Here is a 25,934-nt window from a genome sequence, read left to right as displayed (position 1 = left end):
GTGGCGCCTGACTTCCTTTAACGAATTATTTTGCCGGCGCCTTGAGGGCAGTGCGACCGCAAGTGTCCCGCTATTGGCTTCCAAAGCGGTCGTTCGTTCGCGCCCGGCTATAGTCGTTTCGCAAAACGAGTGGAACGCGCGCTCTTCCGCGCGATCGGCCAATGCTACCAATCGAAGACGTTGCTCAAACCGGGTTGGTTCGATTCGTTCTCTCACTTCGGGACAGGCTTGCGCGCTGAGTACTAGAAACTGGACCGGATAATTGATCCAATTTGATCATGCTGTTCACGTTCTATTGAGGCGCTTCCTCAACCACACTGAAATTGGCGCACTGACGATCTCTCATCGATGAGTTTGATCGGCGCGGATTTCGTTGTCGCCGACGATTTTTATTCCGGTTGAATGCTCGGCGCACTCCCGCTTTTCATCTCGCCGCACTCGTTGCGAGAAGTGAGTGGGGCGGAAAATGTTTCCGGCAAAAATCTACGTCGGTCAGATCACTGTCGTCTTCGCCATCGTCATCGCGTCAACGTGGGGAGCGACGCAATGGACCGCGGCAGCTCTCGGCTTTCAGGCGCAGCTTGGCTCGCCCTGGTTTTTGATCGCAGATCATCCCGTCTATCTGCCGTGGCGATTGTTCGAATGGTGGTACGCCTACGAGGCCTATGCGCCCGAGATCTTTGAAACGGGCGGTGTCATTGCTGGGGCCGGCGGTGTCTTGGGCTCACTGTTCGCCGTACTCAATTCGGTGTGGCGGGCGCGGCAAAATCAGCTCGTAACGACGTACGGCTCGGCGCGCTGGGCAACGCCAAAGGAGATCAAGGAAGCCGGCCTGTTCGCGGCAAAAGGCGTGTTTCTTGGGCGGCTTGAAAACAATTACCTGCGTCATGCTGGACCGGAGCACGTCATGTGCTTTGCCCCGACACGCTCGGGCAAGGGCATTGGGCTTGTGCTGCCGACGCTATTGTCCTGGACTTCGTCGGCGGTGGTGCATGACATCAAAGGTGAGAACTGGGAGCTAACCTCTGGCTGGCGCTCTAGCTTTTCGCATTGCCTGCTGTTCAATCCGACCGACGGAAGAAGCGCCCGTTACAATCCGTTGGTCGAGGTCCGAAAGGGCGCTGCGGAAGTGCGGGATGTCCAGAACATCGCAGACATCCTGGTCGACCCGGAAGGGGCGCTGGAGCGCCGCACCCATTGGGAAAAGACCAGCCATTCCCTGTTGGTCGGCGTAATCCTTCATGTTCTTTATGCAGAAGAGCAGAAGACGCTCACACGTGTGACCGAGATCCTGGCCGATCCCGCGCAGTCCTTTGAGAAGACGCTGCGGATTATGATGGCCACAAACCATCTCGGTACCGAGGCTGAGCCGAAGGTCCATCCGGTGGTCGCCGCGACCGCGCGCGAGCTCCTCAACAAGTCCGAAAATGAGCGATCGGGCGTCCTGTCGACCGCTGTCAGCTTTCTCGGGCTCTACCGCGATCCGATCGTCAGTCGGAATACCGAAAGCTGCGATTGGCGCATTGCCGATCTGGTCAGCGCCGAGAAACCGGTCACGCTGTACCTGGTCGTACCGCCCTCGGACATCAGCCGCACCAAGCCGCTGATCCGGCTAATCCTCAACCAGATAGGCCGCCGCTTGACCGAATCCTTGAACACGAAGGTGGGTGAGGCCAAGCAGCGCCAGCTATTGTTGATGCTGGACGAATTCCCAGCGCTCGGCCGGCTTGATTTCTTTGAGAGTGCGCTTGCGTTCATGGCCGGCTACGGCATCCGCGCCTATCTGATCGCCCAATCGCTCAACCAGATCGCAAAGGCCTATGGCGAGAACAACGCGATCCTGGACAATTGTCATGTCCGCATCGCCTTTGCCGCAAACGACGAGCGCACTGCGAAGCGCATTTCGGACGCGCTCGGCACCGCGACGGAACTAAGAGCGCAGCGGAACTATGCCGGTCATCGGCTCGCTCCTTGGCTCGGCCACGTCATGGTCAGCCGCCAGGAGACTGCGCGGCCGCTGCTCACTCCTGGCGAAGTGATGCAACTGCCACCCGACCAGGCCATCGTGCTGGTTTCGGGTCTTGCGCCGGTTCGGGCCAATAAGCTCCGCCACTATGAGGACGTTAATTTTGTAAGGCGCCTGCGTTCACCGCCACAGCTCGCCACGGACGAGTATCGCGACCGTCCGGCGGCACGTCCAAACGACTGGGCCAGTCAGATCCGCACGGTCGATCTTCGGCTGGCGACCCTGCCGTACCGCGACCTCATGCAGTCAGGAGCCGAGGAGGGCGGTCTGAAGCAGCAACTGCCGCTGTTCGAAGAGACAGGTCCTCATACTGAGGCGGCAAGGTTCGCCGAGGAGCGCCTGCTCGATGATGACGCAGACGTAGCCGCGGATCGTAACCAGATGCAGCGGGGGGCCAACGCCCCGAGCACTATCCGCAGCGCGCACGCCGTGACCCGCGATGACGACGATCTTCTTCCTGCGTTCTGACGGGAATTCTGGAATGAAACCCAAACTCTCGGCCTATGTTTCTGACGGCGTAGCAGAGCGGCTCGAGCTAGCCGCAAAGCGACCCGGAACCAACAAATCGGCGATCGTCGATGCCGCGCTCGATCGCTTCCTCAATCCGGAGAGAGACGCAAGCGGCGATGCGGCGCTGATCCGCAGGCTCGACCGCATGAGCCGGCAGCTCGACCATGTGGACCGCGATCTTTCCATCATAGCGGAAACCGTCGCTCTGTTTGCCCGCTACTACCTGACGATTACGCCGCCTCTGCCTTCCGGTGATCAGGACGCGGCGCGCGCACTCGGGCGCGAGCGGTTCGAGAGATTCGTCGCCCAGGTGGGAAAACGCGTCGCGGCGGGCGCCACGCTAGTCGCCGAAGTCTTGGAGAAGGTTTCGACATCCAATCCGGATCTCTTCATGCGGCATTTGGAGGAGGGGGCACCTCTCGGGGTCGCCAAGGATACTTACGCAACCCAATCCCGTGCGCAGCAGGCGTCGGGCGAGCCGCCGGGGCTGTCTCCGGCAGGGCGAGAGGAGGTCGGTTATGTCTGATCTTCTCTCGCCTGAAACTCGCGAACGCCGCCGCCGCATGTTGCGAACCGCAATGGGGCCTGCCATCGCGCTTGCCTTGGAAGAAGCTGACGTCGTCGAGGTCATGGTCAATCCCGATGGCAAGCTATGGCTCGACCGCCACGGGTCGGGCCGCGCGGACACCGGCGTCATTCTCACGAGCCAGGAGGCCGAGCGTATTATTCGCTTGGTGGCGAGCCATGTGCGGGCAGAAGCAGGCGGCTCGTCTCCGATCATCTCGGCGGAGCTTCCCGAGACTGGTGAGCGGTTCGAAGGTATCTTGCCCCCAGTCTCTCTTGCGCCATGCTTTTCGATTCGCAAACCCGCCACAACCACGTTCCGTTTATCCGACTACGTCAAGGCGCAGATTGTATCGCCGCTGATGGCAAAAGTGCTGACTACGGCGGTTGCGGAAAGCCGCAGCATGCTGATTGCTGGTGGGACCGGATCGGGCAAGACCACACTGGCCAATGCGCTTCTGGCGGAGATCGCATGCCTGAATGAGCGCATCGTCGTCATTGAAGACACCCGCGAGCTGCGGTGTGACGCCAGGGATGCTGTGATGCTCCGCACCAAGCCGGGAGTAGCAAATCTCGCCGATCTCGTGCGTTCGACCCTTCGCCTGCGTCCCGACCGCATCATTGTGGGTGAGGTCAGGGGAGCCGAAGCGCTGGACATGCTGAAGGCCTGGAACACCGGTCATCCAGGTGGGATCGCGACGGTCCATGCCAACTCGGCGCGTGCGGCGCTCTACCGGATAGAGCAGTTGATCCAGGAAGCGGTAGCAACTGTTCCGCGCCGGCTTATCGCCGAGGCGATCGATCTCATCGTTTTCATCAAGGGGCGAGGCCCAGCGCGCCGGATTGAGGCGGTGGCCGAACTTAAAGGTCTTGATCCGTCCGGGGATTACCTTCTCGAAACCCCGTCCGGCCTTCCAAACACAAGCCATCGTCCCTGATCATCGGAGAATCCGACATGCTCATTCAACTGTGTTTGACAGCACGTTTCTGCGTTTGCGGCCTTTATCGGCCGTTCGTTGTCCTTGGAACGGCGGCCATCTGCATTCTCTATACTTCGGCGGCTCATGCGGCCGGCTCTGGCATGCCTTGGGAGGCGCCGCTTGAGCGCGTGCTCGAGTCGGTGCAGGGGCCGGTCGCCAAGATCGTCGCGGTTATTATCATCACCGTGACCGGAATCTCGCTGGCCTTTGGCGACACCTCTGGCGGGTTCCGCCGCATGGTCCAGGTCGTGTTCGGCCTTTCGATCGCCTTCGCCGCTAGCTCTTTCTTTCTCTCGTTCTTCTCGTTCGGCGGCGGAGCTCTGATCTGATGCGCCCTGAAGGATTCGAGCTCGTGCTCCACCGTTCGCTCACTGAGCCCATCTTGATGGGTGGCGCGCCCCGTGCGGCCGCCATCCTCATTGGCACGCTGTCGGCCGCACTCGCGCTAGGCTTGCGGCTTTGGCTTGCGGGCCTTGCGCTCTGGATTGTCGGTCACGGCGTGGCGGTTTGGCTCGCCAAGCGTGATCCGGCCTTCGTTGAGGTCGCCGTCCGCCACACCAAACATAAGGCGTGGCTCTCATGCTGAACCTGCGGGAATTTCGCGCCGACGCCTATCGGCTTGCGGACTGGCTGCCGTGGGCGTGCCTGGTGGCGCCTGGGGTGGTCCTAAATAAGGATGGCAGCTTTCAACGCACCATCCGCTATCGAGGACCCGACCTCGATAGCGCGACGGAAGCTGAGTTGATGAGCGTCGCCTCACACGTCAATAACGTATTGAAGCGCTTCGGATCGGGCTGGGCGCTCTTCTTTGATGCGACGCGCATAGAAGCTGCCGAGTACCCGCGGTCAGAATTCCCGGACCCTGTGTCCTGGCTTATCGATGAGGAACGACGTGCGGCATTCGAGGGCGCAGTTGATGCCTCATGGGACGGCCCGTCGCGGCCGCGAGGCCAGCATTTCGAGAGCGTGCTGCATCTTACGCTCATGTACTTGCCGCCGGCGGAAAGAGTGTCTCGGCTCGAGGGGCTCTTCCTGGAGCGTCCAAGGGACGGCGACATCAGAACTCGACGATCGGGCCAGCAGCGTGGGCCGGCAGCTCACGAGGAAAGCCAACGCAAGCGCTCAGCCGACGCTGGAGTGCCTAACTCAGGACAGGCTGAACAATCCCGGCCGGAGCGCGAGCGCAGCTATCGAGATCATCTTGCGCGCTTTATCCAGGAGGTCGATCGGGCAATCGATCTGCTGTCGTCCGTTCTGCCGGAAATCTGGCCATTGAATGACGAGGAGACGCTGACTTACCTCCACAGCTGCATCTCAACGAAGCGGCACCCGGTGCGCGTTCCGGAAATCCCTGCCTATCTTGACTGTTTTCTGAGCGACGAGCCTCTCACAGGAGGATTAGCGCCGGCTATTGGGCGCAGCCATCTTCGCGCGCTGACGGTGCTCGGGTTTCCGCATGTAACCTTTCCAGGGCTGCTCGACGAGCTCAATAGGCTCGGTGTGCCCTATCGGTGGGCGACCCGATTCATTCCGCTCGATCGAACTGAAGCAAATGCGACTTTGTCGAGGTACCGCCGCCAGTGGTTTGCCAAAAGGAAGTCGCTGGCAGCGATCGTCAAGGAGGTGATGTTCAACGAGCAGGCCGCGCTTCTTGACACCGATGCCGGCAACAAGGCTATCGATGCTGATGCGGCGCTCTCCGAGCTTGGCGACGACCTCGTCGCGTTCGGTTACATCACCACGACGGTGACCGTTAGTGACGAGCATTCGCACGCGGCCGAAGAGAAGATTCGCGCCGTCGAACGGGTGATCAACAGCCGGGGTTTCACCACCATCCGTGAGACCATCAATGCCGTCGAAGCCTGGCTCGGCGGTCTACCCGGACAGGCATATGCCAACGTCCGGCGGCCCATCGTCCATACGCTCAACCTCGCGCACATGTGCCCGCTGTCGTCGGTGTGGGCGGGGCCGGCGCGGTGCGATCATTTGAATGGACCGCCGCTTTTGATTGCCAAGACGAAGGGCTCGACCCCGTTCCGGCTGTCGCTCCACGCCGGCGACGTGGGGCACACTATTGTTGTCGGCCCGACCGGAGCAGGCAAGTCGGTCCTGCTCTCGATGCTCGCCCTTCAATTCCGTCGCTATCCGAACGCGCAGCTGATTACGTTCGACAAGGGGCGTTCCGCACGTGCCACGACGCTAGCCCTGTCGGGTGCCTGGTACGAGCTTGGCGCCAAGGGTGGAATAGCCTTTCAGCCGCTGAAGGATGTCGCAGAGGAGGGAGCCCGGCTCTGGGCGCTTGATTGGCTTTGTGGCGTGCTTGCCCATGAACGCGTGACGGTTACCCCCGAAGTCAAGGAAACGCTCTGGTCGGCGCTCAGGATTCTCGGGTCTGCGCCAGTCTCCCAGCGGACAATGACTGGTTTGGTGGCGCTGCTTGCCAGAGATTCCCTGCGCCAGGCCCTGCAGCCGTACACGCTCGAAGGGCCTTACGGGCGCTTCCTGGACGCTGACGCTGACCGACTTTCTAGTGCAGACGTGCTTACCTTCGAAATGGAGGAACTGATGGCGTTGCCTGGGTTGGTCGCGCCTGTCCTGACCTATCTGTTCCATACGCTTGAAGAACGGTTTGATGGCCGGCCCACCTTACTGGTGCTGGACGAGGCCTGGGTGTTTCTGGACGATCCACTGTTTGCGAACCGCATCCGCGAATGGCTGAAAACGCTGCGTAAGAAGAACGTGGCCGTCATCTTCGCGACCCAGTCGCTTGCCGATATCGCCGAGAGCCAGATTGCGCCAGCGATCATCGAATCCTGTCCAAGCCGGATCTTCCTGCCGAACCCGCGTGCGATTGAGCCGACCCAGACCGAGACCTATCACCGGTTCGGCTTGAACGACACCCAAGTCAGCTTGATCGCCGAAGCTTTCCCCAAGCGCGACTACTATCTGCAGTCTCGTGCGGGCAATCGCCTGTTTGAGCTCGGGCTCGGACCCGTGGCGCTCGCGCTTGTTGGCGCATCCTCGCCCGAGGACCAGCGCAGCGTAGACGCCGTTCTGGCCCGATCCGGCCCGCATCACTTCGCCGAGCGCTATCTCGCCGAGAAAGACCTGCACTGGGCCGCAAATCTCATCAGCACCTTCGAACAGGCCCACAAGACTTGACCTGAACTCAACCTCTGGAGCTGTCAATGCTAGAATTCAACGTAAGCGCTTGCCTCTTGCGCAGAACTCTAAGGGCGTGTGCAGCGATCGCTCTGTCGCTCGTCCTTGCGGTGAACGGATCCCGACGCCTTGGCGCGCAAGTCGTCGTGTTCGACCCCTCGAACTACAGTCAGAACCTGCTGACTGCCGCGCGAGCACTTGAACAGATCAATAACCAGATCCGAAGTCTCGAAAACCAGGCACAGTCGCTGCTCAACCAGGCCAAGAACCTTGCGAGCCTGCCGACAAGCGCCGTCGGTCAGCTCACCTCAACAATCAGTCAGATGAACAGCCTGATCACACAGGCGAAAGGCATCTCATTCGATGTTCAGAAGACCCAGCAGGATTTCGAACGACTTTATCCGCGCCAATATGGAGCGGCTATCTCGTCCGACAAGATGGTGCAGGACGCAAACCTTCGCTGGGACAACAGCTACGAGGGGCTGAAACAGGCGCTCACCATCCAATCGGCTATCGTCAGCACGCTGAACCAGGATGGCCAGACGCTTCGTACGCTGATGGCGAATTCGTCCCGCGCGATTGGATCATTGCAGGCGCAGCAGTCCGGCAATGAGCTGCTGGCCCTGCAGGTAAAGCAGTCGCTGCAGACACAAGCGCTTCTGGCAGCACAATCACGCGCGGATACATTGCGAGCCGCGGACCAGCAGGCGTCCGCTGTGGGCGCCAAGGAGCGATTCATTCGCTTCATTGGCGATGGGCATGCGTATCGCGGTGGCAAGTAGGTGAGGGCGTCTAATGGCAGATCTCTCCGTCATCGACCGATTCACCGAGACCTTCTCGCGCTACATCGATTCGGGATTTGGTCTTCTTTCGGGTGAGGTTTCGTTTCTAAGCTCGACCCTTGTCGGCATAGACCTCACGCTTGCCGGGCTCGCCTGGAGCGTCCGCGCTGACGACCAGATCCTGGTCTCACTTGCCAAGAAGGTGCTCTATGTTGGCGCCTTCGCATTCATTATCGGCAACTTCAAGAGCCTTGCCGACATCGTCTTTGCCTCCTTTTCCAGCATTGGACTGAAGGCATCTGGCGGAGCGTTGACCGCGGCCGATTTGATGCGACCGGGCTTCGTCGCCTCTGCCGGTTTCAGTGCTGCTCATCCTCTTCTCGAGGAGACCAGCCAGTTCTCCGGCTTCGACGTCCTGACCAATCTGCCGACGATCCTGATCCTGCTGTTCTGCTGGATGTTGATCGTGCTCGCCTTCTTCGTGCTTTCGGTACAGCTGTTCGTCACGCTGATCGAGTTCAAGCTGACAACACTCGCAAGTTTCATCCTCATTCCGTTCGCGCTCTGGGGAAAAACGGCGTTTCTGGCAGAAAAGACGCTCGGCAACGTGGTTGCCTCGGGCGTGAAGGTGATGGTGCTCGCGATCATCGTCGGCATCGGGTCGACGATCTTTGGCCAGCTTGCGGGCACGCTGACGCGCCCGATCGACATTGCCTCTGCCATGAGCCTGCTGCTCGCGGCTCTGTCGCTGTTTGGGCTTGGCATATTTGGACCCGGCATTGCGGCAGGCTTGGTGTCGGGGGCGCCCCAGCTCGGAGCTGGCTCAGCCGCCGGAACGGTCGCGGGTGCTGCGGCGGTTGCGATCGGAGGTGGGGCGGTGGCCATGGGGGGCCTCCGCGCCGCGACCGGCGGGTCGATGGCCGCTGTTCGTTCTGCGGCATCGCTTACAGGGACATCCCCAGCCGGCGGTGCTTCGGCCCGAGCCTTGGCGGCCGAGCAGTTGTCGAATGCCGGCGGCGGGGGCAGCGCAAGGGGTACGGCCGCGTCAGATGCTGCCCGCGCCACTACGTCGTCAGCGGGCGGCCGCGCCAAGGAAGCGGCGCAGGTCGCCCTGCACAGCCTGAAAGAGGGGGACAAGGGCGGGCAGTCATCGGGTCCGAAGCTGGGGGAGGACTGACAAATGGCAGCCCAACCTTTTCAGCGCGCCTTCGTTCGGTATGGCGCCACGCCCGAGCCGGTCACGCCATACCAAAAGGCAGCCCAGGTCTGGGATGAAAGGCTTGGTGCGGCGAGGGTCCAGGCGAGCAACTGGCGATTGGCAGCGCTCGCAGCAATCGGCCTCTCCGGCGTACTTGGTCTGACGATTTTCACCCAGATTGCCCGCTCTGGCGTCGTACCTTACGTGGTCGAGGTCGACCGGCTCGGGGAGGTCCGCGCCGTTGGGCCTACGGTCGAGGCCTACCAGCCGTCAGATGCGCAGATCGCGCATTTCCTGGCCCGGTTCATTGAGAACGTCCGCTCGCTATCCATTGACCCGGTGATTGTCAGGTCGAATTGGCTGCGAGCCTACGACTTCGTGACTGACCGCGGTGCGCAGACCTTGAACGATTACGCGCGAGAGGCCGATCCCTTCACCAAAATTGGCACCAAGACAGTAACCCCGGAAGTCACCTCGGTGGTGCGTGCATCCGGCGATAGCTTCGAAATCCGCTGGAAGGAAAATACGTACGAGAACGGCTCGATCGCCAAGACCGAACGCTTCACCGGTCTCGTAACCACCGTTCTCAAGCCGCCATCGGACGTGGAGACGCTGCGGAAGAACCCGCTCGGCCTTTACGTCCATTCCCTCAATTGGTCGCGCGATCTGATCGGAGATGCCAAATGAATACTGCTATCCCCACCATGAACGCGTCGGCCAGCGTCCTGGCGCTGTCGCTCATGCTCTGCGGCTGTGCCACCAAGTTGAATCTCGAGGCTCCATACGACGAGATGACGTTTGAGCAGGCGCTTCCCGAGGCAGACCCGCCAAAGCCAGTTCAGGTCATCGAGACGCCGAAGGTTCTGCCGTTGCCAGGCCAGCTGAAGCCTTATCCGGCCAAAGCCGCAAAGGAAGAGAAGCTGCCGCCCGAGCAGGCCGTCGCAAAAGCCAACAAGGCGGCGCGGATGGAGCCGACACGCGGCGGCTATATCAATGCCATCCAGGTTTACCCCTGGACGGAAGGGGCGCTTTACCGGCTCTATGCGAGCCCTGAAAAGGTCTCGACCATTGCACTTCAGCCAGACGAAGAGCTGATCGATGTCTCCACTGGCGACACCGTTCGCTGGGTCGTTGGCGATACCGTAAGCGGCCAGGGGCACGCCCGAAGGGTGCATATCCTGATCAAGCCTACGCTCGCGGACATTCAAACGAACCTGGTCATCCTGACTAACCGACGCACGTACCACCTAGAGCTCGTCTCCACGAAGCAGACCTATATGGCTTCGATTTCCTGGACCTATCCGACTGATACGCTCGTTGCGCTTCATAAGCAAAACGCCTCCGCTGAGGCTAGCGAAGAGCGAGTGGCCGATCGAGGCGTCCGGCTGGACAGCCTCAACTTCCGCTACCGCATCGAAGGCGATGACCCGCCGTGGCGGCCACTCCGCGCATTCGACGATGGTCGGAAAGTTTATATCCAGATGCCCTCCGGGCTATCGCAAGGCGAGGCACCACCCTTATTTGTCGCAGGAGCAGATGGTCGTCCGAACCTCGTCAATTACCGAGTTCGTGGCTCCTACTACATCGTCGACCGGATGTTTGGCGCTGCCGAACTGCGGCTCGGTGAAAATCCGCAGCGGACCGTTCGTATCATCCGGATCGACGCCCGGCCGGTGTCGCAGGTCTTCAGCACCGGGAGCGGCTCATGATGAATGGACCTGATCAGGATTCGCCGGAGCCGCTGGAGTTGCGGGCACGGCCGAGGCCCATTCGGCGCCTCAACAGGCGCGCACTCATGATCGGCTGTGCGGTTGCCGCACTGTTCATGGCCGGCGCGACGATCGTTGCGCTTCCTCCGCCGCGTCCGTTCAAACAGACTGAGCGCTCGGAGCTCTACAGTACCGACCGGAAGCAAACGGCAGAGGGCTTGAACAAGCTGCCGAAGTCGTATGAGGACCTACCTCCCTCAATTCCGAGGCTTGGGCCGCCGTCACCGGGAGATATCGGTCGAGCCTTCGCTGAAAATGAGAAGAGGTCCGGGACAGCGTCATCATCATATTCGGGCTTTCAAACCAATCCAGAGGAGGATGCCGAAAGAGCCGAGCGCATCCGGCAGGTGCGGATCGGGCAACAAGCCAAAGAATCCGGATTGTTTTTCCGATTGTCGGAGAAACAGGAGAGACGCAAGCAAGCCAACACGATCGAGGTTCCGGCCGCAGCTCAATCTGTGTTCCGGCCGCCTGGTTCTGAGCAGACAACGCCTTCTGCGGCCGAGCTCGCGAAAGCGGCGCAAAGCTTGATCGATCGGTCAAGTGAGATCATTCCATCATCTCAGGCACGTAAACTCGCCTTTGTGGGAGCGAAGGCCGACACCGAGACTACCAATTCCTATGCGCTGCTGCCGGCACCCTCGACCTATGCCGTGATGGCTGGATCAATCATCCCGGCCAGCCTGGTCACGGGACTAAACTCCGACCTGCCTGGTGCGACCCTCGGCCAAGTTACCGAGAACGTCTATGACACCGTTACTGGCGAGCATCTGCTGATCCCGCAGGGGACAAGGATCGTAGGCAAGTACGATAGCGTAGTCGCCTTTGGCCAGAAGCGGGCGCTGGTCATCTGGAGCCGGCTCATCCTGCCGAACGGCAACTCGATCGTGATTGAGAACCTTCCGGCTACAGATGTCGCCGGCTACGCGGGCCTCGAGGACGAGGTGGACTTCCACACTTGGCAGTTGCTCAAGGGCGTCGCACTGGCGACCCTGATCGGGGTGGGCACCCAGCTTTCGCTCGGAAACGACGAGAGCGATTTGGTGAAGGCGCTGCGGGAAAGCACGCAGCAAACTACCAATCGTGCTGGCCAGCGGCTGATCGAGCGTGAGCTCGACGTGCAGCCGACGATCACGGTCCGGCCGGGTTGGCCGCTACGGGTGATTGTTTCGAAGGACCTGGTGCTGAAGCCGTATCAGAATCTTCAGACTGTGGAGAAGGGTAGGTGAGTAATGAAGCTTGCGAAGCTACCTGATCGGACCCCAGTAAAGATGAATGTTGTGCTGGTGCCGAGCCTCGCGAAACGGCTGAGCGAGTATGCCGATTTCTATGCGGAGACCTACGGTAGCCGGGAGGAGGTCCCGGAGCTGATACCGTTTATGCTGGAGGCGTTTCTCGAAGCTGATCCGGATTTCAGGAGGAACAGTAGGTTAGGTCGGCGCGGGTCCAAAGCTTCCTCCTCTTGAAAGTGCGCCGGCAGCTCAATTGGACACCTCCTCGAGCTCCGCGATCGATCGCTTCACTGCTCGGACCGATTTTTCGAGTCTCTCAAGAAGTCTTCGCAAATCGAGCGCCGTCGCCTCCTCCAAATGAAGATTGTTGCTGGTCAAGAATGTTTCCACCAGCTCGTCGACGTGGATCATTTTCTTCGAAGAGGCCGCCCCACCGCCAGTCGCGGATGATGCGATCTGTCCGTCCGTAGAAAGCGCGATTTCTACCGAAACGCGATCGAGAACGGCACGTTCGACCAATTCGGACGGAATCTCGACTGAGGACACGACTTGCCCCGTCAACACGTCTCGATAACCTACATTCGTAATGCTTTGGCCACTTTCGACAAAGGGACCAAGGCGCGCCTTTACCGGATCCGGTGACATAAGTCTCTCTATTTGCAGTCAGGCGAATCTATCCATTTTATGACTCATAGTCTATGGGCTGACGACGCAGTTTCTTCTGCTTTCCCTGCATGCGCTTGCGGGACCGAGTCGGCCTAAATGTTCAGGAATTGCGCCGAGCAAAGAAACTCAGCCAAGAGGAGCTGGCTCACATGTGCAAGGTCCATCAGACCTATCTAAGCGGCGTCGAAACCGGCAAACGAAATCCTTCTCTTTTAGTGCTTGAGCGGATAGCCAATGCTTTGAATGTCGACGCTGAGGAACTGTTTCGTCGCCGCCGGCGGCTGGCTGGCGGGACCGCTGACCCTTAATCAGCGGGTCCCACGTTTGAGCCCTGGTGCGCGCTCCAAATAAATCAAGGCTTTAGTGAGAGAGTCGGCATGCGCGCGAGGGTGGCCAGATCTCTAACGTGCTCACGAACGTCTATGGTAATTTTTACCGGGAATCCTTGCTAGCCGTGGCACGGTCCGGCATCCAGCGGAACCCTTCGCATTCGCTAAGGTGATTTTGATCTTCCTATGGCGCGACAACCGGCCTATATCGCGTCCCGGAGGACGGAAGGAATGTTTGGAAAAAGGCGGCGAGAGAAGATTCTGCGCGAGCATGAAACCGCGGAGGATGAGGCGCGATTCCAGCAGAATGAGCGTGCTGGCAAGGCTATTTACGCCCGGATCGCTGAGTTGAAAAAAGAGCCGCGCGAAAATCTGCCGGATGCGGTGTTCTTGCTTTTCATGGAAGCAAAGCAGCAAAGCGAGCTGATTCGACGATCAATAGTACGAACCATGACTTCAACTTCGGCAAGATGATCGATGGCGATGTCGCGACTTACCTTGCGCAGGACGCGATGCATGCGCTCCGGGATCACCTCACAAAGTCACAGACAGTTTTCGAAGCGATGTCCGAGCAATTGCCCGACGTACACTTCACGATCCAACAGCAGGATGCCGTTTCGATGGTTGCGGCGATGATCCGTGAGCAGCGCCTGAACGGAATTCTGGAAGGTTTGCGACTTGTCGGGCTATTGAACGAGGTGCCAAACCGCCGTCGCGCGGAAGGATTGGGTAGGTTTTTCAATCAATTCGAGGCGGCTGCGGGCACAAGTACAGGCCCCGCCAGGGAAGCAGCGGGACCTGCGTCGCACACAAGTGCGGCCGCGAGTGCTCCACAGAAGTCGGACCGTCATTCTGGCCTTGCTCCCAATACGCATGAAAAGCGTGGGCACGAAAAGCAAACGCTCAAAAAGAAATAAACGTTGCCGCAATTATTCAGCTAATACGTTTTGGAGTTGCGCTACAACGCAGCCCTCTTTCTGTTGGCAGCTTGTCGAAATTCTGTTGCCAACCATTTGGCTGCTGGCAAGCTGGCTGCGCCGTCTACGCCTAGCAAATTCCATTCGGGCGTGCCTTCTTCGACGGAAACGAGAAACTTGCGGTGATCCTGAGTCATTTGTCCGAGGATATTTCGATAGCTGTGTCGCGTGTCGCTAGCAACTCCTCAAGAGGCACGTCGTTTTCGGCCGTCCCGACAAATCCACGCACCTAGCGAAATGTCTTTGCGTTTTGGCGCCAAAGCTTCGGACATTGGTCGATGGTGGCCGAGCATGTAAACGATGAAGGCGCGACGAAAGGCATCGTCGCATGCCCTCATGGCAAGCAGATCGCGCACGTCAAGGAAATCGCGCGGATGCTGATGATCGAGCGCAGCCACGATCTTACCAGCATAGAGGTCCTGAAACGAGGTGACTTGAGTCGCAGCATAGCCGAACGCATCTTCGACTGCTTCCGAAACCGAATTGACAGCGGGCGGATACGCAATCCCGCAATAATAACGTCGATCTTGATTTGCACGCCATCGACGCGAACCAAAAGCTTGACAACTCTCGAAATGCTGCTCGATGATTTTGGTGCCCCGGATGGCTTGCTGAATCCCTTTCCCAATCCGTTTGAGCGCGTTGCTGATCGCGGCGAGCGATTCAGCGCGCGACCGTACCGGCAAGTAAGGTAAGGTCGATATCGACCGAGAGGCGGGGCATGTTGCGGATGAACAGATTGATGGCTGTGCCGTCCCTTGGGCGCAAAGCAATCCTCCAAGAGCCTTGTCCAAATCGTTGACCATGTCGTCGACATCTTCGATACCTACGCAAAGCCGGATCGAGCCACCAAATCTGCCGACGGCTTCGCGCTTTTCGTTTTTCCGTTTAATTTACCCGGGTCAGCTTACGGACAGCTAAGCTGAGTACCGTGCGCGTCAGGTCTAACGACCTGAACACAATGCGATATCCATAGGAGTGCGGTCGTCATGTACGGTCGAATTAACAATTGGTCGGATATTCCATCCGATGATTACTATCATCACGCAGGCAGCTGGGAGCAAGGGAATGCCGACGACTTTGCGGACGCGTTCGCTAGAATGCGATTGCAGGATTCCGCTGACGGCTCATCCTCGCACCCGAATTATCATCTAACCTCAAGACCTCCTGTTGTCGAGATCGACAGAGAAACGTTCAGGAGAGAGGTGAGGACCTTTCATGGCGACGCAATCAATCACATCGCCAATAATCCACAGGAATACTCAGACTTTGTATCTGAAAGAGCTAGGCGCACGGCGGATGTCGCTAGGAATTACGGTATCCGAAGAGATTCGGACGCCGCCCGATATTACAGCTACCAACTAGGAAATACGAGCGTCGGTCTTCAAAGAACGGAAGCCGGATTTCCTATGAGTGACTTCTACAACCAACAGTGGCGAGAACAGTTCCCCGGACGAGACGTCACCTCAACCGTGGATTTTCAGGTTGCTCATCCGCTCGTCGGGAACGCCGGCGATATTCTGCTCGAGCACCAACTACGGCAAGACGGCGAACGGCCGCTGGTGAACTGGCGTCCTGCTAATGACGAAGCGAGAGCTCGTGCAGAACAAATGGGCTTCGTTGAAGTGGATCAAAACGATATGGTACTTGACCCTACCCAGTCCAGGCAATGGAGATACAGGGATGGTGAATGGCAGCGTGCAACCAATTCTCCGATGTATCTCTCCAAAGTGGCCAGTGATACTGAATCTTCATCAGATGCCGACTCGGATGGAGACTTTATGTGACGTGAGGGATCTGCTCCAATCCATGAAGGAGGTGCAGCGAGGAGCGCAGACCAACCGACTCCTGTGGCTTACGATCGAGCCTCGACTGAACGAAGCCGAAACCAGTTCGGCTGAATCCGCGAGGAGCACTGTACCGACCGCACGCGGCGGTTTCGAGAGCTGCGTGCCTATGGATAGCGCAACAGAAAACCCTGGCTTCCAGCCCGGGTTTTCGATTGCGTCCCCGGACGGTAGGCGAATCGCATCGCATGAGAGGGGTGTTGCATAGCGGGGGGAATTGGATTCTTCGGGTGTCTTCCGATTCCCGAAGAAGACCAAGATGCGCAATCTCAGGCGCATGTTTCGACCGCTCAAGGATCCGCGCGCCAGCAACGCCAAGCACGGTCTGGTGGACATCCTCGTCATCGCCTTGGCGGCGACGCTGGCCGGCCCCAAGACCTGCACCGAGTTCGAGTTCTTTGGCCAAGGCCGAGAGGAGCTGTTGCGACGGTTCCTGGCGCCCAGACACGGCTGAAAGGGAGTTGAGAGAGTTTCTTGACAGCCTTGTAAGAAAGTAAGCATCACAGGTGGGAATGGGAATGCGATGGGCATGGCGCAAGTACATTCTCAAGTCAAAGAGGCGATGGTCCGAGAGACCGTCGCCGCACTTTAGCGGTTCATTGATAAGAATATTCGCTCGGCGTTGCGTCAACACGTCCCTGAGTACGCTCCTTTACATTGGGATATGAACGATCTCTGGAACGCCAGAGAAACGTTGGTGCGTTCTTTAACTAAAGTTCTCTAGTAGCCAAGTTCAAATCAGAGAGTCTGCCCCCCAGCGGTTCTGGGGACGAATTTGAGCTGCTGCCGGTTTGATGGACACCCGGTTAAGCTAATCCCACCTTGCGCTTGAACTCAACAGGGCTGAGGTATCCGATCGTCGAATGACGCCGGGTCGCATTGTAGAACCGCTCGATGTAGTCGAACACATCTGCTCTGGCCTCGTTCCTGGTGCGATAAGTTTTGCGCTCGATGCGTTCGGTCTTCAGCGACGAGAAGAAGCTCTCCATCGCTGCGTTGTCCCAGACGTTGCCGGATCGACTCATGCTGCAGACGATGCCGCTGTCAGCCATCAGGCGCTGGAACTGTTCGCTGGCATATTGGGCGGATTCAAACGGTCGTCGCAACACTCTGAAGTTGGAGGTTGCGATGAACATTCGAAAGCGGCGATCAGCACGGTCAGGACGAGCGCCATTGCCATCGCCAGGACGGCCGCCTGTTGCAGGGCGCGATGAACAAAATAGATTCTGGCGAGCGATCGCCACGGGGCTAAGCAGCGAGGATGCTGCGCTCGAAGCTGGAATGTCACAACCTGTCGGAACCAGATTGTTCCGAAAGGCGGGCGGCATGCCACCAGCGATGTTCAGATTTTCGGCAGAGCCGCTCTCTGGCCGGTACCTGTCATTGGTAGAGCGCGAGGAGATCGCACTTCTCAAGGTGCAGGGCCATTCCATACAGGAGATTGGGCGCTGCCTCGGGCGGGCTGCCTCGACAATCTCCCGCGAACTGCGGCGCAATGCGGCCACCCGCAGCGGCGGGTTGGAGTATCGGGCGACGACTGCCCAGTGGCATGCAGATCGATCGGCCCGTCGCCCCAAACCGACCAAGCTTGCGCTCAACGTCACCTTGCGCACTTATGTGGAAGAGCGACTTGCCGGTGTCGTCGTGGCCCCGAGCGGCGCTCCCGTTCCTGGTCCCGCCGTTCCGTGGAAGGGCCGCCGGCATGGCCCGCGCAAGGATCGGCGATGGGCCAAGGCCTGGAGCCCTGAGCAGATTGCCCGACGCTTGCCGATCGACTTCCCGGACGACAAGACGATGCGCATCAGCCACGAAGCCATCTATCAAGCACTCTTCGTCCAAGGCCGTGGGGCGTTGCGCCGCGAACTGACCGCCTACTTGCGAACAGGGCGTGTGTTACGGATGCCCAGGGCGCGCGTACGCAGGCGAGGCAAGGGCTTTGTCTCGCCGGAGATCATGATTAGTGAGCGCCCTGCTGAAGCGGCCGATCGAGCGGTGCCGGGACATTGGGAGGGAGACCTTATCCTCGGTCTTGGCAGTTCCGCAATCGGCACGCTGGTCGAGCGCACGACGCGCTTCACGATGCTGTTGCACCTTCCCCGGTTGGCGGGGCATGGCGAAGCTCCGCGCGCGAAGAACGGGCCTGCGCTCGCGGGACACGGGGCCGAAGCCGTGCGCGACGCGATCACGCGCACCATCATCACCTTGCCCGAAGAATTGCGTCGTTCGCTGACCTGGGATCAGGGAGCCGAAATGGCTCAGCACGATCGTCTCAAGATCGATGCGGGTATCCAGGTCTACTTCTGCGACCCGCAAAGCCCTTGGCAGCGCGGCACTAACGAGAACACCAACGGGTTGCTGCGGCAGTACTTCCCGAAAGGCACAGACCTGACCATCCACAGCGCCGACGAGATATACGCCGTGGCAGCGGCCCTCAATGCCCGACCGAGAAAGGCACTGGGCTGGAAAACGCCGGCGGAGGCGCTTGACGAGTTGCTGTCATGAGTGGAAACAACTGGTGTTGCGACGACCGTTTGAATCCGCCCTGGCTGCCACGATCGGAGTGATGCATCAGGGCATCCGGCTTGCCACGCCGCCAGACGGCCATCAGAAGAGCGTTCGCAACCAACTGGGCCGTCATGCTGGCACTCATCGACCAGCCGACCACCCGTCGCGAGAACAGGTCGATCACGGCCGACACGTAGAGCCAGCCCTCGGCGGTCCAGATGTAGGTGAAGTCGGCGATCCACTTCTGGTTCGGCCGTTCGGCCACAAACTGACGGTCCAGGAGGTTCGCCGGCACGTGCGCGATCTGGCGATCGCCTTCGTCCTTCGGCAGGCGCCGGCGTCTTGGCCTCGCCCGCAAGGCCTGCAGGCGCATCAGCCGCTCGATCCGGTGCAGACCGCATTCGACGCCGTCTGCCAAAAGGTCTCTCCAGACGCGCCGTGCGCCGTAGGTCCGGTCGCTGGCAAGGAAGCTTGCCTTGACCTTGAGGCCGACCGTCTCGTCGCTTCGGGATCTGGCGCTGGGCGACCGGTTCAGCCAGGCATGGAAGCCCGACCGGGATACGCCCATTGCTTCGCATAGCCATGCCACCGGCCAGATGGTCCGGTGCTTCGCGATGAAGACGAACTTCATGTCGCTTCCTTCGCGAAGTAGGCAGCGGCCTTTTTTAGGATATCCCGCTCGGCCTTCAGCTTGGTGACCTCGCGCCGCAGCCGCTCGATCTCCAATTGCTCAGGCTTCATCTGTCCATGGCCGGGGAAGGCCTGCACAGAGTCGGAGCCAAACTCCTTCACCCATTTGCGCAGCACGTTCTCATGAACGTCCAGGTCCCGGCCGGCTTGCGCTACCGATACCCCGCGTTCCCTGACAAGCTTGACCGCCTCGACCTTGAACTCTCGGCTGAACCTTCGTCTCTGCATGACCCACCTCCGGCCTCATGAAACACCCAATCCGGGTGTCCATCAAACCGGCAGCAGCTCAATTCGTGCAACCTAAATTCAAGCTTATGTGAGTCCCACATGCCACTGGTACTAGCGCCGAGCTACGACGAACTGACAAGGCTCCCAGCCACGGCACGTTCGGCAACGTCTTCCGTGCGCCGGGCCCGAAGGGTCTCGAAGCGGTCTTGCGCAAGTTCAGCAAGAGCTTCGGCGAAGGCGTGGGCAGCATCGATGGCAAGGCCCTGTGCGGAGCCTTCACGCGTGGTCGGCAGACCACGCCGTTGCATATGGTCAATGTCTGGGCGGCAGGCACGCGCATGGTGTTGGCTCAGCGGAAGGCCCCAATCGCAACGAGGTCGCCGGCGCGCTCGAAGTGCTTGCGCTGCTCGATCTGGACGGTGCTCTTGTCACCACCGACGCCTTGCATTGCCGGCCCGAAACGGCGTAGGCCATCCGCGACCGGAAGGGCCACTATGTGTTGGCCATCGAGAGCAATCGCGGCCGGCTATTCAAGGCCGTCAAGGCGCTGCTCGATGCCGCCCGAAAGCCGCTGCGGGCGAGGCAGGGAAACACCATCGCTCACGGCCGCGTCGAGCGCCGGCAGGCCATACCGGCGCCGCAATTGGCACAGCAATACGGCTTCCCCGCTATCGCCGCCGTCGGCCAGCATCGACGGCTGGCCCGCCAACGCCGGCACGCCCGCCAAGCACAAGGTCCGATACTTCCTGGCCTCGCGCCGGCTGTCGGCCAAGAAGCTGCTCGCGGTCGTGCGCACCCACTGGGGCATCGAGAATAACCTGCACTGGGTCCTCGATACGGTGTTCGACGAAGATGCCTGCCGCAGCCGCAAGGATCACACGCCGGAAAACCTCGCCCTCGCCGCAAGCTCGCCATCAACATCAGCAGGGCAACACCAGGACCTCCCCGCATCAGATGGCGACTGTAGGCTAAAAGGAGTTGAACGACTCTGGGGGGAGTTCGTCATCCCCGGCTTCGTCAAAATGTCAGTCGTGAACATACCTGCTACTAAGACCGCAGCGGAGTTAATCCTTTCACGAAGAAGCCGATAGAATTCGCGGCCAAACAGGCCAGTGAATCGGCTAAGTGTCACTACTCAAGGTTGCTAAAGATGAGTCGCGCTATGACGAGGTTTCCGCTCGTAGCGGATAAATTGTAACTGGGCTAGACGGCTGGGTCGCCGGCACACTATCGGCCAACTGCCGCTCCAAACCCATCATTGCCGTCAAACGCACCTCCATCGCCACGTCTTTCGCTCTCCTCCGGCCCGATGCGGGGCAGTCTGCCAGTGCATTAGGCGCGCGGCGGACCGGATGCTCGGTGCCTTCCTAATCGTCCTCAGGCTCCAGGTGGCCCTCGATGGGTGCTAAATTGGGCGACTGGCTGCGCATTGCGCTTTCCGGAATACGCGAACTCCTGACCGGACGTTCGCGGTAATGTGCGTGCTGTCATCGATCTGCAGCTGACCGGAAACGCTCGATCAGCTTTCATCGCGGGTGCCGACCCAAAGATCCTGCAGGCCTTCGTCGAGCAGGTGAAGCGGGCGTATGCGCTGAAAAAGCCGCGCCAATGGCAACTTCGTTAGCTGGCGGCTCGGCTGCTCCACCGGCTATCCCCAAAGTACATCTCGAACGGCTCCAATTCCTCGGCTGCAACACGGTCGTAAAAGTTCTGAACATAACCGTAGCGGGTAAGTAAGAACCTTCCTCACGATGTGCATCGACACTCTTCAACCGTTGACCATTCAGGCTCTTCATCTGCAGGAGGAATCACGCTTCAGGATGGAGCGGAAACATTATCGCGGCAACGTTCACTTGCGGCCTGTTTATTTAGGACGTCGACCGCGGGGAGCGAATTTTGGAGCCTGTAACTGGTCGGCAGCCCACCGCAGTTTGCCAGCTTCTTTGAAAGCTTGCGAGCGAGCCCTGCCCGGAGGCAGGCTGCGGGCATACTTGAGCGCCGCCTCGGCTGCGGCATCCGCCTGCTCAAAGTTGTCGTCATGACTCACTTCTTTACCTTCAGACTCATCTCGACAAGCCGGCCGAGTTCAGTTTCTGTTTGCCTTCATTTCCATCGGCTCACGATCCGCCTCAGCAACATCGCTAGTTCGCCGGAACAACAAGCCGACAAAATCCGAGCACCATCCGTCACCTACCATCAACCAATGCGGATGTTGAATCGCTGAGAGCACAGCCTATTTGTCGCCTTTCAGTTTCGACGCGCTACCGTCCTCCGCCGTTCGCTGCCACTTCGCCCGTTCCGCCAGAGCTCTCGCTAACCTCTTCTCCAAGGCAGCGCGGCGTTCCTCTATCGGGCGATCGAACAAATTACCTCTCGCGTACAGCCCGTGCTCTTCGTCCTGTTCCAGCCGATCGACGTTGCAGTCCTTAAACACGCATCCGGTAAATGCTAACTGCTCTGTGTCTAGCTCGATAAGCAATGTGCATTTCACGAACTCGCAGCTGTCAAAGCGCGTAAAAAGGCTCTTGCCACGAAAATCAAAATACTGGGCGTGGAAGCGTTTCCGCCATATCACACGTTCTTCCGGCAGACGATCCTTGATCACTTCTCGCCTCTATAATCGGCGACCGCATCCTTGAGGCTCGCGCGATTCTGGTTGCTATATTATGCTTTTCACCTCGGCTTATCCATAATCGCGTATACGGCTAAGTGTGGTTTCACCCACAGGAATAGGAAGGTGAGCGCCAATCTTCAAATCATCGAGGCGTAGATATTAGATAAGCGCTCGCTTGGCTATGTTTGGAACAGGTGAGTTGTTGGCAATCATTTCCTCACCTTCAGCTGCAGACCTCCTTGACCGATTCCTCAATTGAAGTTTGCCATACAACTGGTGCTGGTGGCCGGACTCGAACCGGCACAGGCCTTGCGGCCCCACGGATTTTTGTACCACTTCGGCTTTCGCCGCCGCCCATCCGGCGTTCGTGGTCTGGACTATCCCTTCACCCTGGCGAAAAATCCCCTGTAGGTGCTGCCCGTCTAGTCTCTACACCTTCCCCCTGGCGGGGGCTTGGCTCGGGATTGCCAGTGAAGGTGTCCCCGACTTTGAGCAGTTCTGCTCCTGGGTTTCTCCAGGGCTTCAATGGTTTAAGTCCGATGCGTCTACCAGTTCCGCCGCGCCCGCATCGGCTGATCTATACGGCGCAAATCGCCTAAGGCAAAGAGAATACAGTTGTTTCCGCACATCGTTTGAGCAGTCGTGCCTTCCTTTCCTAAATCCCATAGGGTCTGTTGGTGCGGGTAGCCTCCTTGAGGTCAACCGCCGCCTCCAACGCTTTGATGTGCGGCGCAGAGAAACCACCAGGCCAGGTGCCGTCCCAATAATATGTGTGGCTGAACAGAACGTCCTTCGCGCGCTTCCGCTCCCTTACGCTGACCTTTGTGTCTAAGACAAACGGACCGAAAAGATCGGAAACCGTCCCCCCGATGGGATCGCCCCAGAACAGCTCGTGCATTGGGAAGTACAGGTTGGTCCAGCGGGTGAAACCGAAGAGACCTCCATGGTGGAATCGGACTCCGTCTCCGGGATTGAAGAGCAGCCGATTGGGTGAGCTGCGGTTGAGTTCGGGGGGACAGGTCGGAAACTCACGCTCGTCAACCCGTCGAGAGAAGTCCTTGGCCAGCTCCTCCAGGGAATTGCCTAAGCACATAAGGTACTGAGCGTGCGTGAGGGGGCTTCCCAACGTTATGAAATCCGTTACAAGCCATCTCTTCATGCCGGGCTTGCTAGGATCGGACCTGCACTGAGCCATTTCTGCTGTAAGCGCGCGAGAAAGGATTCTGAACTCCTCTCGCTTACGCGCTAGGGCTTCCGGATCGTTCTTCGTGGCACCGTCGAGTTCAAACCGGTCAATTCTTTCCACAATCGCACCAAGGCGGTCGGGCGCAGGGAAGTCGTCGCACACCCTGCTGAAGTATGCGCGCATCATGTCGTAGGCGATTACAGATCCCAAACTGTGAGCCACAATCACTATGCGATCATAGAGACCGCTCTCGTGCAGGGCGGCGAGTGTTGCGACCGCTTGCTTCCGTATCTCGCGCCGAACGCCGACGTTTCCTGGAGAGTTTCTAAAATAACGGGCTGCATCTCCTAGGTACGATTGCAGAAACAGCCCATTCAGAGCGAGATAAACGATGAGGATGGAGCAGGCGATAATGAGACTCCAGTGTTCCGTCAGGCTCCACACGATCCAACCCTCGTGCCAAACCTTCCAGAACGGTTGCCATTCCGGAGTGAGAAAAGGGATCCAGCGATGGCTGATGATGTCCGCAATAATGTTGTCGCGATCCCAGTAAATCTGGTAGCGCACGTTCAATACGACCATGAGCGCGATGTTGGTGACGAGATAGGTGATGGTGAATACCAGTACGCCCCAGCCGCCCATGATAACCCATATGACAAAAAGAGACGCGAGCGCGGGGAGAAAAAGCGCGGTCAAATGGCCGAGATCATCGGAGTTAAGGCCGTAATAGAGCGCGCCGCCAAATAGCAGAGCAGCTAGAAGAGTGATCGTCGCAATGATCCAGGCTCGCTGGAGAAGTGACGCCAGGCCGGCGTAAGCGGCCGCCGCGCAGATGATGAGCATTGGAGCCAATATGAGGGCTGCTGGCTCATCGACAGCCTGAGCGAACCTCTGGATAATGTGTATGCAAATGAGCGTCACCGACGCGACCGCGGCACAAACGAACGTCGCCGAGCCCCACCAGACTGCGTTCATCCCGCGCCTTAGCAGCGGACCCTTGGAGACCAGTTCGAATAGCCATAGAATGACCGCGATAGCTCGCGTCTCGCTCATCAGGTGAGCCCAATAGAGCTCGTGAAAATCAACGTCTCGACGATCGTCCACCTTCGCGGTGAGCACCGATAGATCAACGTCGATGCCGCTTCGCTCAGGATGCAGCCAAAATCCGGTTTGCCCCAGCGTCACCGCAGCAGCGACGCCGCGTACTGTCTCAAGTGCGCGCTGGTTGCCAATTCCGTGCACGGCAAGGACAGCAGTCCTCTTGCGGGCAGAGGTAGTATTCGCCTGGGACTTGGCCGAGTTGTCCAAGATAAGCCCCCTAAAAGAATGGAAAATAAAGGGATATGCTTTCCCAAAGATCTTCTAAGCGCAAGGGCGGTCGGCGGCATTTCAACTAAAAATTGCGAGCCGGTCGTGTCAAACGCCGACCAGCGTTAGCGTAGCGTCTCCAGCTCACCCTTGCGGATTTCCGCCACCTCCCGCTTCGGCCTCTTCTTGTGGACGTTGATGGCACTGGCGTCCAGCACGTCCTTCAGATGGGCGGCATAGTACTTCTCAATCATTTCAACGCTGGTCCATTAGTTTTTGGCCAGCATGTAAATGTCGGCACCCTCCATCAGGCGGAAGCAGATGTAGGTATGCCGCAGGCTGTAGAGGGTGCGGGGGCGTCCCGGTCGAATCTCAAATCCAGCTCCTTGAGGATTTCATTGAACATCGCATAGTGCGACTTGGGGAAGATCCTGTCGGTCGGCTGGGGATTGTTGCGCTTCTTAAACCGCTCAAACGCCGGCACGGCATTTTGCGTGCTCTTGCAGGGGCCATAGCCGCGCTTTCCGTGCACCTCGATTTCAAGAATGGTCTCCTGCGTGCCTTCATCGAAGGCCACAGTCACGTCGCGATACTCAAGGCGCAAAGCCTCATCCGGCCGCAGGCCGGTGTTGCTCATGAAAAGGATGAGATCGTGGAGCTGCTCGCCCCACCATTTGTATTTGTTGTTCTTGGGCTTCCGGGCCCTCCGCCCGGTCGCCTGGTAGAGCTGGCGATACTCTTCACGAGAGAACCAGGCCCGGTGAGAAATCTTGCCGTTCTTCCAGTCAGGCTCTGAAAGATCCGGAAGTGCCGCGAGCCATTGATGGCGAATTGCGGTCTTAAGGATCTGACGGAGGCAGACGGTCTCCTGGTGCGTGGTGCGGGCAGGTGGCTTGCCACCGAGAATGACGTGGCTCTTTTGCTTTATTGCCCTTTGCGCGACTTCGTCCATGACGATTAGCGTTCGTTGCCTTCGCGGCCCACACACGCCCAGGCGTGCTAAACCGCGATTTGTGCTAACATTGTGCTAAGGGTTTTGGCTCCGTCAATTCGCCCAAGTAGATGATTTCTCGGACATTTTTATCCTTAGCTTGTCAAGGATAAGGATTTTAAGTCCCTTGCGTCTACAGGGTAGGCCTAGCGATCGTTAGCTGTCACATCTGCGATGATCTGGTGGTTGCTCCGGCAGTGCAAATGGCTTCGTGGAGAGGCGAATCGTGGGCATTGGACGCTGTTGCCCGAATGCCTCGATGACTTCATTGACGAGAGCAACCCAGTTCGCGTGATCGACGTATTCGTCGCTGCGCCTCGGTGCGGCGGGATGGGCTTTGAGAGTGCAGCGCCGGCGGCCACCCGTCGGC

The 25,934-nt window shown here is 59.0% G+C and carries 29 protein-coding genes and 2 pseudogenes; 21 read left to right on the top strand and 10 right to left on the bottom strand.

The window, feature by feature from the left end; translation table 11 throughout:
* Positions 1-466: 466 nt before the first annotated feature.
* Genes RX331_RS23265 through RX331_RS23210 form a run of 12 tightly spaced genes read left to right on the top strand, consistent with a single transcriptional unit; the run spans position 467 to position 12,457 of the window.
* Positions 467-2,494, top strand: coding sequence for a conjugal transfer protein TraG (locus tag RX331_RS23265; RefSeq protein WP_317252233.1), 2,028 nt, complete (start codon positions 467-469; stop codon positions 2,492-2,494).
* Positions 2,466-3,062, top strand: coding sequence for a hypothetical protein (locus tag RX331_RS23260; RefSeq protein WP_317252232.1), 597 nt, complete (start codon positions 2,466-2,468; stop codon positions 3,060-3,062). Before RX331_RS23265 ends, RX331_RS23260 begins: the two co-directional genes overlap by 29 nt.
* On the top strand, positions 3,055-4,038 hold the full coding sequence (gene trbB / locus RX331_RS23255) for a P-type conjugative transfer ATPase TrbB (protein ID WP_317252231.1): 984 nt from the start codon (positions 3,055-3,057) through the stop codon (positions 4,036-4,038). Before RX331_RS23260 ends, trbB begins: the two co-directional genes overlap by 8 nt.
* Positions 4,039-4,055: 17 nt before the next feature.
* Positions 4,056-4,409, top strand: a complete 354-nt coding sequence (locus RX331_RS23250) for a TrbC/VirB2 family protein (protein ID WP_317252230.1) — start codon at positions 4,056-4,058, stop codon at positions 4,407-4,409.
* Entirely contained in the window at positions 4,409-4,666 is a 258-nt protein-coding gene (locus RX331_RS23245; protein ID WP_317252229.1) for a VirB3 family type IV secretion system protein, read from the top strand. Before RX331_RS23250 ends, RX331_RS23245 begins: the two co-directional genes overlap by 1 nt.
* A complete protein-coding gene (gene trbE / locus RX331_RS23240) occupies positions 4,660-7,242 on the top strand; it encodes a conjugal transfer protein TrbE (RefSeq protein ID WP_317252228.1) in 2,583 nt (860 codons plus the stop codon). The genes RX331_RS23245 and trbE overlap by 7 nt, the downstream gene beginning before the upstream one ends.
* Before the next feature lie 26 nt (positions 7,243-7,268).
* Entirely contained in the window at positions 7,269-8,024 is a 756-nt protein-coding gene (gene trbJ / locus RX331_RS23235) for a P-type conjugative transfer protein TrbJ (protein ID WP_317252227.1), read from the top strand.
* A 13-nt stretch (positions 8,025-8,037) separates the two neighbouring features.
* Positions 8,038-9,201 carry a P-type conjugative transfer protein TrbL gene (gene trbL, locus RX331_RS23230; protein WP_317252226.1) on the top strand — a complete coding sequence of 388 codons (1,164 nt, stop codon included), beginning with the start codon at positions 8,038-8,040 and terminating at the stop codon, positions 9,199-9,201.
* 3 nt (positions 9,202-9,204) lie between these two features.
* Positions 9,205-9,909, top strand: coding sequence for a conjugal transfer protein TrbF (gene trbF / locus RX331_RS23225; protein ID WP_317252225.1), 705 nt, complete (start codon positions 9,205-9,207; stop codon positions 9,907-9,909).
* Positions 9,906-10,931 carry a P-type conjugative transfer protein TrbG gene (gene trbG / locus RX331_RS23220; RefSeq protein ID WP_317252224.1) on the top strand — a complete coding sequence of 342 codons (1,026 nt, stop codon included), beginning with the start codon at positions 9,906-9,908 and terminating at the stop codon, positions 10,929-10,931. The genes trbF and trbG overlap by 4 nt, the downstream gene beginning before the upstream one ends.
* Positions 10,928-12,220: a TrbI/VirB10 family protein gene (locus tag RX331_RS23215; RefSeq protein ID WP_317252223.1), complete on the top strand. Its 1,293-nt coding sequence runs from the start codon at positions 10,928-10,930 to the stop codon at positions 12,218-12,220. The genes trbG and RX331_RS23215 overlap by 4 nt, the downstream gene beginning before the upstream one ends.
* Before the next feature lie 3 nt (positions 12,221-12,223).
* Positions 12,224-12,457 carry a DUF2274 domain-containing protein gene (locus tag RX331_RS23210; RefSeq protein ID WP_317252222.1) on the top strand — a complete coding sequence of 78 codons (234 nt, stop codon included), beginning with the start codon at positions 12,224-12,226 and terminating at the stop codon, positions 12,455-12,457.
* A 15-nt stretch (positions 12,458-12,472) separates the two neighbouring features.
* Here the strand turns inward: RX331_RS23210 and RX331_RS23205 are convergent, their stop codons facing one another.
* Positions 12,473-12,868 (bottom strand): hypothetical protein, encoded by a 396-nt coding sequence (locus tag RX331_RS23205; RefSeq protein ID WP_317252221.1) that lies wholly within the window; start codon positions 12,866-12,868, stop codon positions 12,473-12,475.
* Between the two features lie 89 nt (positions 12,869-12,957).
* On the opposite strand from RX331_RS23205, the gene RX331_RS23200 reads away from it, so the two are divergent.
* The 3 genes from RX331_RS23200 (at position 12,958) to RX331_RS23190 (ending at position 14,135) form a co-directional block, all read left to right on the top strand.
* Positions 12,958-13,197, top strand: a complete 240-nt coding sequence (locus tag RX331_RS23200; protein ID WP_317252220.1) for a helix-turn-helix transcriptional regulator — start codon at positions 12,958-12,960, stop codon at positions 13,195-13,197.
* Positions 13,198-13,449: 252 nt separating this feature from the next.
* Positions 13,450-13,692 (top strand): hypothetical protein, encoded by a 243-nt coding sequence (locus RX331_RS23195; protein WP_317252219.1) that lies wholly within the window; start codon positions 13,450-13,452, stop codon positions 13,690-13,692.
* Positions 13,689-14,135: a hypothetical protein gene (locus RX331_RS23190; RefSeq protein WP_317252218.1), complete on the top strand. Its 447-nt coding sequence runs from the start codon at positions 13,689-13,691 to the stop codon at positions 14,133-14,135. Before RX331_RS23195 ends, RX331_RS23190 begins: the two co-directional genes overlap by 4 nt.
* A gap of 245 nt (positions 14,136-14,380) precedes the next feature.
* Here RX331_RS23190 and RX331_RS23185 read toward each other — a convergent pair whose 3' ends face one another.
* Together RX331_RS23185 and RX331_RS38880 are read right to left on the bottom strand one after the other, a co-directional pair.
* Positions 14,381-14,881 carry a nucleotidyl transferase AbiEii/AbiGii toxin family protein gene (locus RX331_RS23185; RefSeq protein WP_410707996.1) on the bottom strand — a complete coding sequence of 167 codons (501 nt, stop codon included), beginning with the start codon at positions 14,879-14,881 and terminating at the stop codon, positions 14,381-14,383.
* Positions 14,859-14,918, bottom strand: a complete 60-nt coding sequence (locus tag RX331_RS38880) for a hypothetical protein (RefSeq protein ID WP_410708306.1) — start codon at positions 14,916-14,918, stop codon at positions 14,859-14,861. Before RX331_RS38880 ends, RX331_RS23185 begins: the two co-directional genes overlap by 23 nt.
* A gap of 266 nt (positions 14,919-15,184) precedes the next feature.
* Between RX331_RS38880 and RX331_RS23180 the strand changes: the two genes are divergently transcribed.
* Together RX331_RS23180 and RX331_RS23175 are read left to right on the top strand one after the other, a co-directional pair.
* A complete protein-coding gene (locus tag RX331_RS23180; RefSeq protein ID WP_317252216.1) occupies positions 15,185-15,982 on the top strand; it encodes an effector protein NopP in 798 nt (265 codons plus the stop codon).
* A gap of 319 nt (positions 15,983-16,301) precedes the next feature.
* The gene (locus RX331_RS23175; protein WP_410707995.1) at positions 16,302-16,496 is read left to right on the top strand and encodes a transposase family protein; all 195 of its coding nucleotides are present in this window, start codon (positions 16,302-16,304) and stop codon (positions 16,494-16,496) included.
* A gap of 352 nt (positions 16,497-16,848) precedes the next feature.
* On the opposite strand, the pseudogene RX331_RS23170 reads toward RX331_RS23175, so the two are convergent.
* Positions 16,849-17,124, bottom strand: a pseudogene (locus tag RX331_RS23170) (IS3 family transposase); the annotation flags it as partial.
* A 46-nt stretch (positions 17,125-17,170) separates the two neighbouring features.
* Here RX331_RS23170 and RX331_RS23165 point away from each other — a divergent pair.
* Positions 17,171-18,544, top strand: coding sequence for an IS30 family transposase (locus RX331_RS23165; RefSeq protein WP_317252215.1), 1,374 nt, complete (start codon positions 17,171-17,173; stop codon positions 18,542-18,544).
* Between the two features lie 40 nt (positions 18,545-18,584).
* Here RX331_RS23165 and RX331_RS23160 read toward each other — a convergent pair.
* Both RX331_RS23160 and RX331_RS23155 read right to left on the bottom strand, forming a co-directional pair.
* Positions 18,585-19,465, bottom strand: a pseudogene (locus tag RX331_RS23160) (IS3 family transposase); the annotation flags it as partial.
* Positions 19,466-19,991: 526 nt separating this feature from the next.
* The gene (locus RX331_RS23155) at positions 19,992-20,273 is read right to left on the bottom strand and encodes a hypothetical protein (protein WP_317258375.1); all 282 of its coding nucleotides are present in this window, start codon (positions 20,271-20,273) and stop codon (positions 19,992-19,994) included.
* Here RX331_RS23155 and RX331_RS38875 point away from each other — a divergent pair.
* Together RX331_RS38875 and RX331_RS23145 are read left to right on the top strand one after the other, a co-directional pair.
* Positions 20,155-20,556 carry an ISAs1 family transposase gene (locus RX331_RS38875; protein WP_410708305.1) on the top strand — a complete coding sequence of 134 codons (402 nt, stop codon included), beginning with the start codon at positions 20,155-20,157 and terminating at the stop codon, positions 20,554-20,556. The two genes, RX331_RS23155 and RX331_RS38875, sit on opposite strands and share 119 nt — an antisense overlap.
* Before the next feature lie 386 nt (positions 20,557-20,942).
* A complete protein-coding gene (locus RX331_RS23145; RefSeq protein ID WP_317252214.1) occupies positions 20,943-21,089 on the top strand; it encodes a hypothetical protein in 147 nt (48 codons plus the stop codon).
* 609 nt (positions 21,090-21,698) lie between these two features.
* On the opposite strand, the gene RX331_RS23140 is transcribed toward RX331_RS23145, so the two are convergent.
* The gene (locus tag RX331_RS23140; RefSeq protein ID WP_317252213.1) at positions 21,699-22,070 is read right to left on the bottom strand and encodes a hypothetical protein; all 372 of its coding nucleotides are present in this window, start codon (positions 22,068-22,070) and stop codon (positions 21,699-21,701) included.
* Positions 22,071-22,334: 264 nt separating this feature from the next.
* Here RX331_RS23140 and RX331_RS23135 point away from each other — a divergent pair, with 264 nt between their 5' ends.
* Positions 22,335-22,490, top strand: coding sequence for a hypothetical protein (locus tag RX331_RS23135; protein ID WP_317252212.1), 156 nt, complete (start codon positions 22,335-22,337; stop codon positions 22,488-22,490).
* Positions 22,491-22,734: 244 nt separating this feature from the next.
* Here the strand turns inward: RX331_RS23135 and RX331_RS23130 are convergent, their stop codons facing one another.
* The 3 genes from RX331_RS23130 to RX331_RS23120 all read right to left on the bottom strand — a co-directional run bounded on the left by RX331_RS23130 (position 22,735) and on the right by RX331_RS23120 (position 25,525).
* Positions 22,735-24,573, bottom strand: coding sequence for a hypothetical protein (locus RX331_RS23130; protein ID WP_317252211.1), 1,839 nt, complete (start codon positions 24,571-24,573; stop codon positions 22,735-22,737).
* Between the two features lie 125 nt (positions 24,574-24,698).
* On the bottom strand, positions 24,699-24,827 hold the full coding sequence (locus RX331_RS23125; protein ID WP_317252210.1) for a hypothetical protein: 129 nt from the start codon (positions 24,825-24,827) through the stop codon (positions 24,699-24,701).
* A 53-nt stretch (positions 24,828-24,880) separates the two neighbouring features.
* Positions 24,881-25,525, bottom strand: a complete 645-nt coding sequence (locus RX331_RS23120) for a site-specific integrase (RefSeq protein WP_317252209.1) — start codon at positions 25,523-25,525, stop codon at positions 24,881-24,883.
* Between the last annotated feature and the right edge of the window lie 409 nt (positions 25,526-25,934).

The organism is Bradyrhizobium sp. BWA-3-5 (genome assembly GCF_032917985.1).
Taxonomy (GTDB): domain Bacteria; phylum Pseudomonadota; class Alphaproteobacteria; order Rhizobiales; family Xanthobacteraceae; genus Bradyrhizobium.
This window is presented reverse-complemented; position numbering and strand designations above follow the sequence as displayed.

What these genes read in the sequence shown, in the direction of transcription:
- RX331_RS23245 (WP_317252229.1), top strand. Translation starts at nt 4,409, where the DNA reads ATGCGCCCTGAAGGATTCGAGCTCGTGCTCCACCGTTCGCTCACTGAG.
- RX331_RS23175 (WP_410707995.1), top strand. Translation starts at nt 16,302, where the DNA reads ATGCGCAATCTCAGGCGCATGTTTCGACCGCTCAAGGATCCGCGCGCC.
- trbE (WP_317252228.1), top strand. Translation starts at nt 4,660, where the DNA reads ATGCTGAACCTGCGGGAATTTCGCGCCGACGCCTATCGGCTTGCGGAC.
- RX331_RS23190 (WP_317252218.1), top strand. Translation starts at nt 13,689, where the DNA reads ATGATCGATGGCGATGTCGCGACTTACCTTGCGCAGGACGCGATGCAT.
- RX331_RS23155 (WP_317258375.1), bottom strand. Translation starts at nt 20,273, where the DNA reads ATGCCCCAGTGGGTGCGCACGACCGCGAGCAGCTTCTTGGCCGACAGC.
- RX331_RS23205 (WP_317252221.1), bottom strand. Translation starts at nt 12,868, where the DNA reads ATGTCACCGGATCCGGTAAAGGCGCGCCTTGGTCCCTTTGTCGAAAGT.
- RX331_RS23180 (WP_317252216.1), top strand. Translation starts at nt 15,185, where the DNA reads ATGTACGGTCGAATTAACAATTGGTCGGATATTCCATCCGATGATTAC.
- trbF (WP_317252225.1), top strand. Translation starts at nt 9,205, where the DNA reads ATGGCAGCCCAACCTTTTCAGCGCGCCTTCGTTCGGTATGGCGCCACG.
- trbL (WP_317252226.1), top strand. Translation starts at nt 8,038, where the DNA reads ATGGCAGATCTCTCCGTCATCGACCGATTCACCGAGACCTTCTCGCGC.
- RX331_RS23125 (WP_317252210.1), bottom strand. Translation starts at nt 24,827, where the DNA reads ATGATTGAGAAGTACTATGCCGCCCATCTGAAGGACGTGCTGGACGCC.
- RX331_RS23260 (WP_317252232.1), top strand. Translation starts at nt 2,466, where the DNA reads ATGACGACGATCTTCTTCCTGCGTTCTGACGGGAATTCTGGAATGAAA.
- trbB (WP_317252231.1), top strand. Translation starts at nt 3,055, where the DNA reads ATGTCTGATCTTCTCTCGCCTGAAACTCGCGAACGCCGCCGCCGCATG.
- RX331_RS23165 (WP_317252215.1), top strand. Translation starts at nt 17,171, where the DNA reads ATGAACATTCGAAAGCGGCGATCAGCACGGTCAGGACGAGCGCCATTG.
- RX331_RS23195 (WP_317252219.1), top strand. Translation starts at nt 13,450, where the DNA reads ATGTTTGGAAAAAGGCGGCGAGAGAAGATTCTGCGCGAGCATGAAACC.
- RX331_RS23120 (WP_317252209.1), bottom strand. Translation starts at nt 25,525, where the DNA reads ATGGACGAAGTCGCGCAAAGGGCAATAAAGCAAAAGAGCCACGTCATT.
- RX331_RS23210 (WP_317252222.1), top strand. Translation starts at nt 12,224, where the DNA reads ATGAAGCTTGCGAAGCTACCTGATCGGACCCCAGTAAAGATGAATGTT.
- RX331_RS23250 (WP_317252230.1), top strand. Translation starts at nt 4,056, where the DNA reads ATGCTCATTCAACTGTGTTTGACAGCACGTTTCTGCGTTTGCGGCCTT.
- trbJ (WP_317252227.1), top strand. Translation starts at nt 7,269, where the DNA reads ATGCTAGAATTCAACGTAAGCGCTTGCCTCTTGCGCAGAACTCTAAGG.
- RX331_RS23265 (WP_317252233.1), top strand. Translation starts at nt 467, where the DNA reads ATGTTTCCGGCAAAAATCTACGTCGGTCAGATCACTGTCGTCTTCGCC.
- RX331_RS23215 (WP_317252223.1), top strand. Translation starts at nt 10,928, where the DNA reads ATGATGAATGGACCTGATCAGGATTCGCCGGAGCCGCTGGAGTTGCGG.
- trbG (WP_317252224.1), top strand. Translation starts at nt 9,906, where the DNA reads ATGAATACTGCTATCCCCACCATGAACGCGTCGGCCAGCGTCCTGGCG.
- RX331_RS23200 (WP_317252220.1), top strand. Translation starts at nt 12,958, where the DNA reads ATGCGCTTGCGGGACCGAGTCGGCCTAAATGTTCAGGAATTGCGCCGA.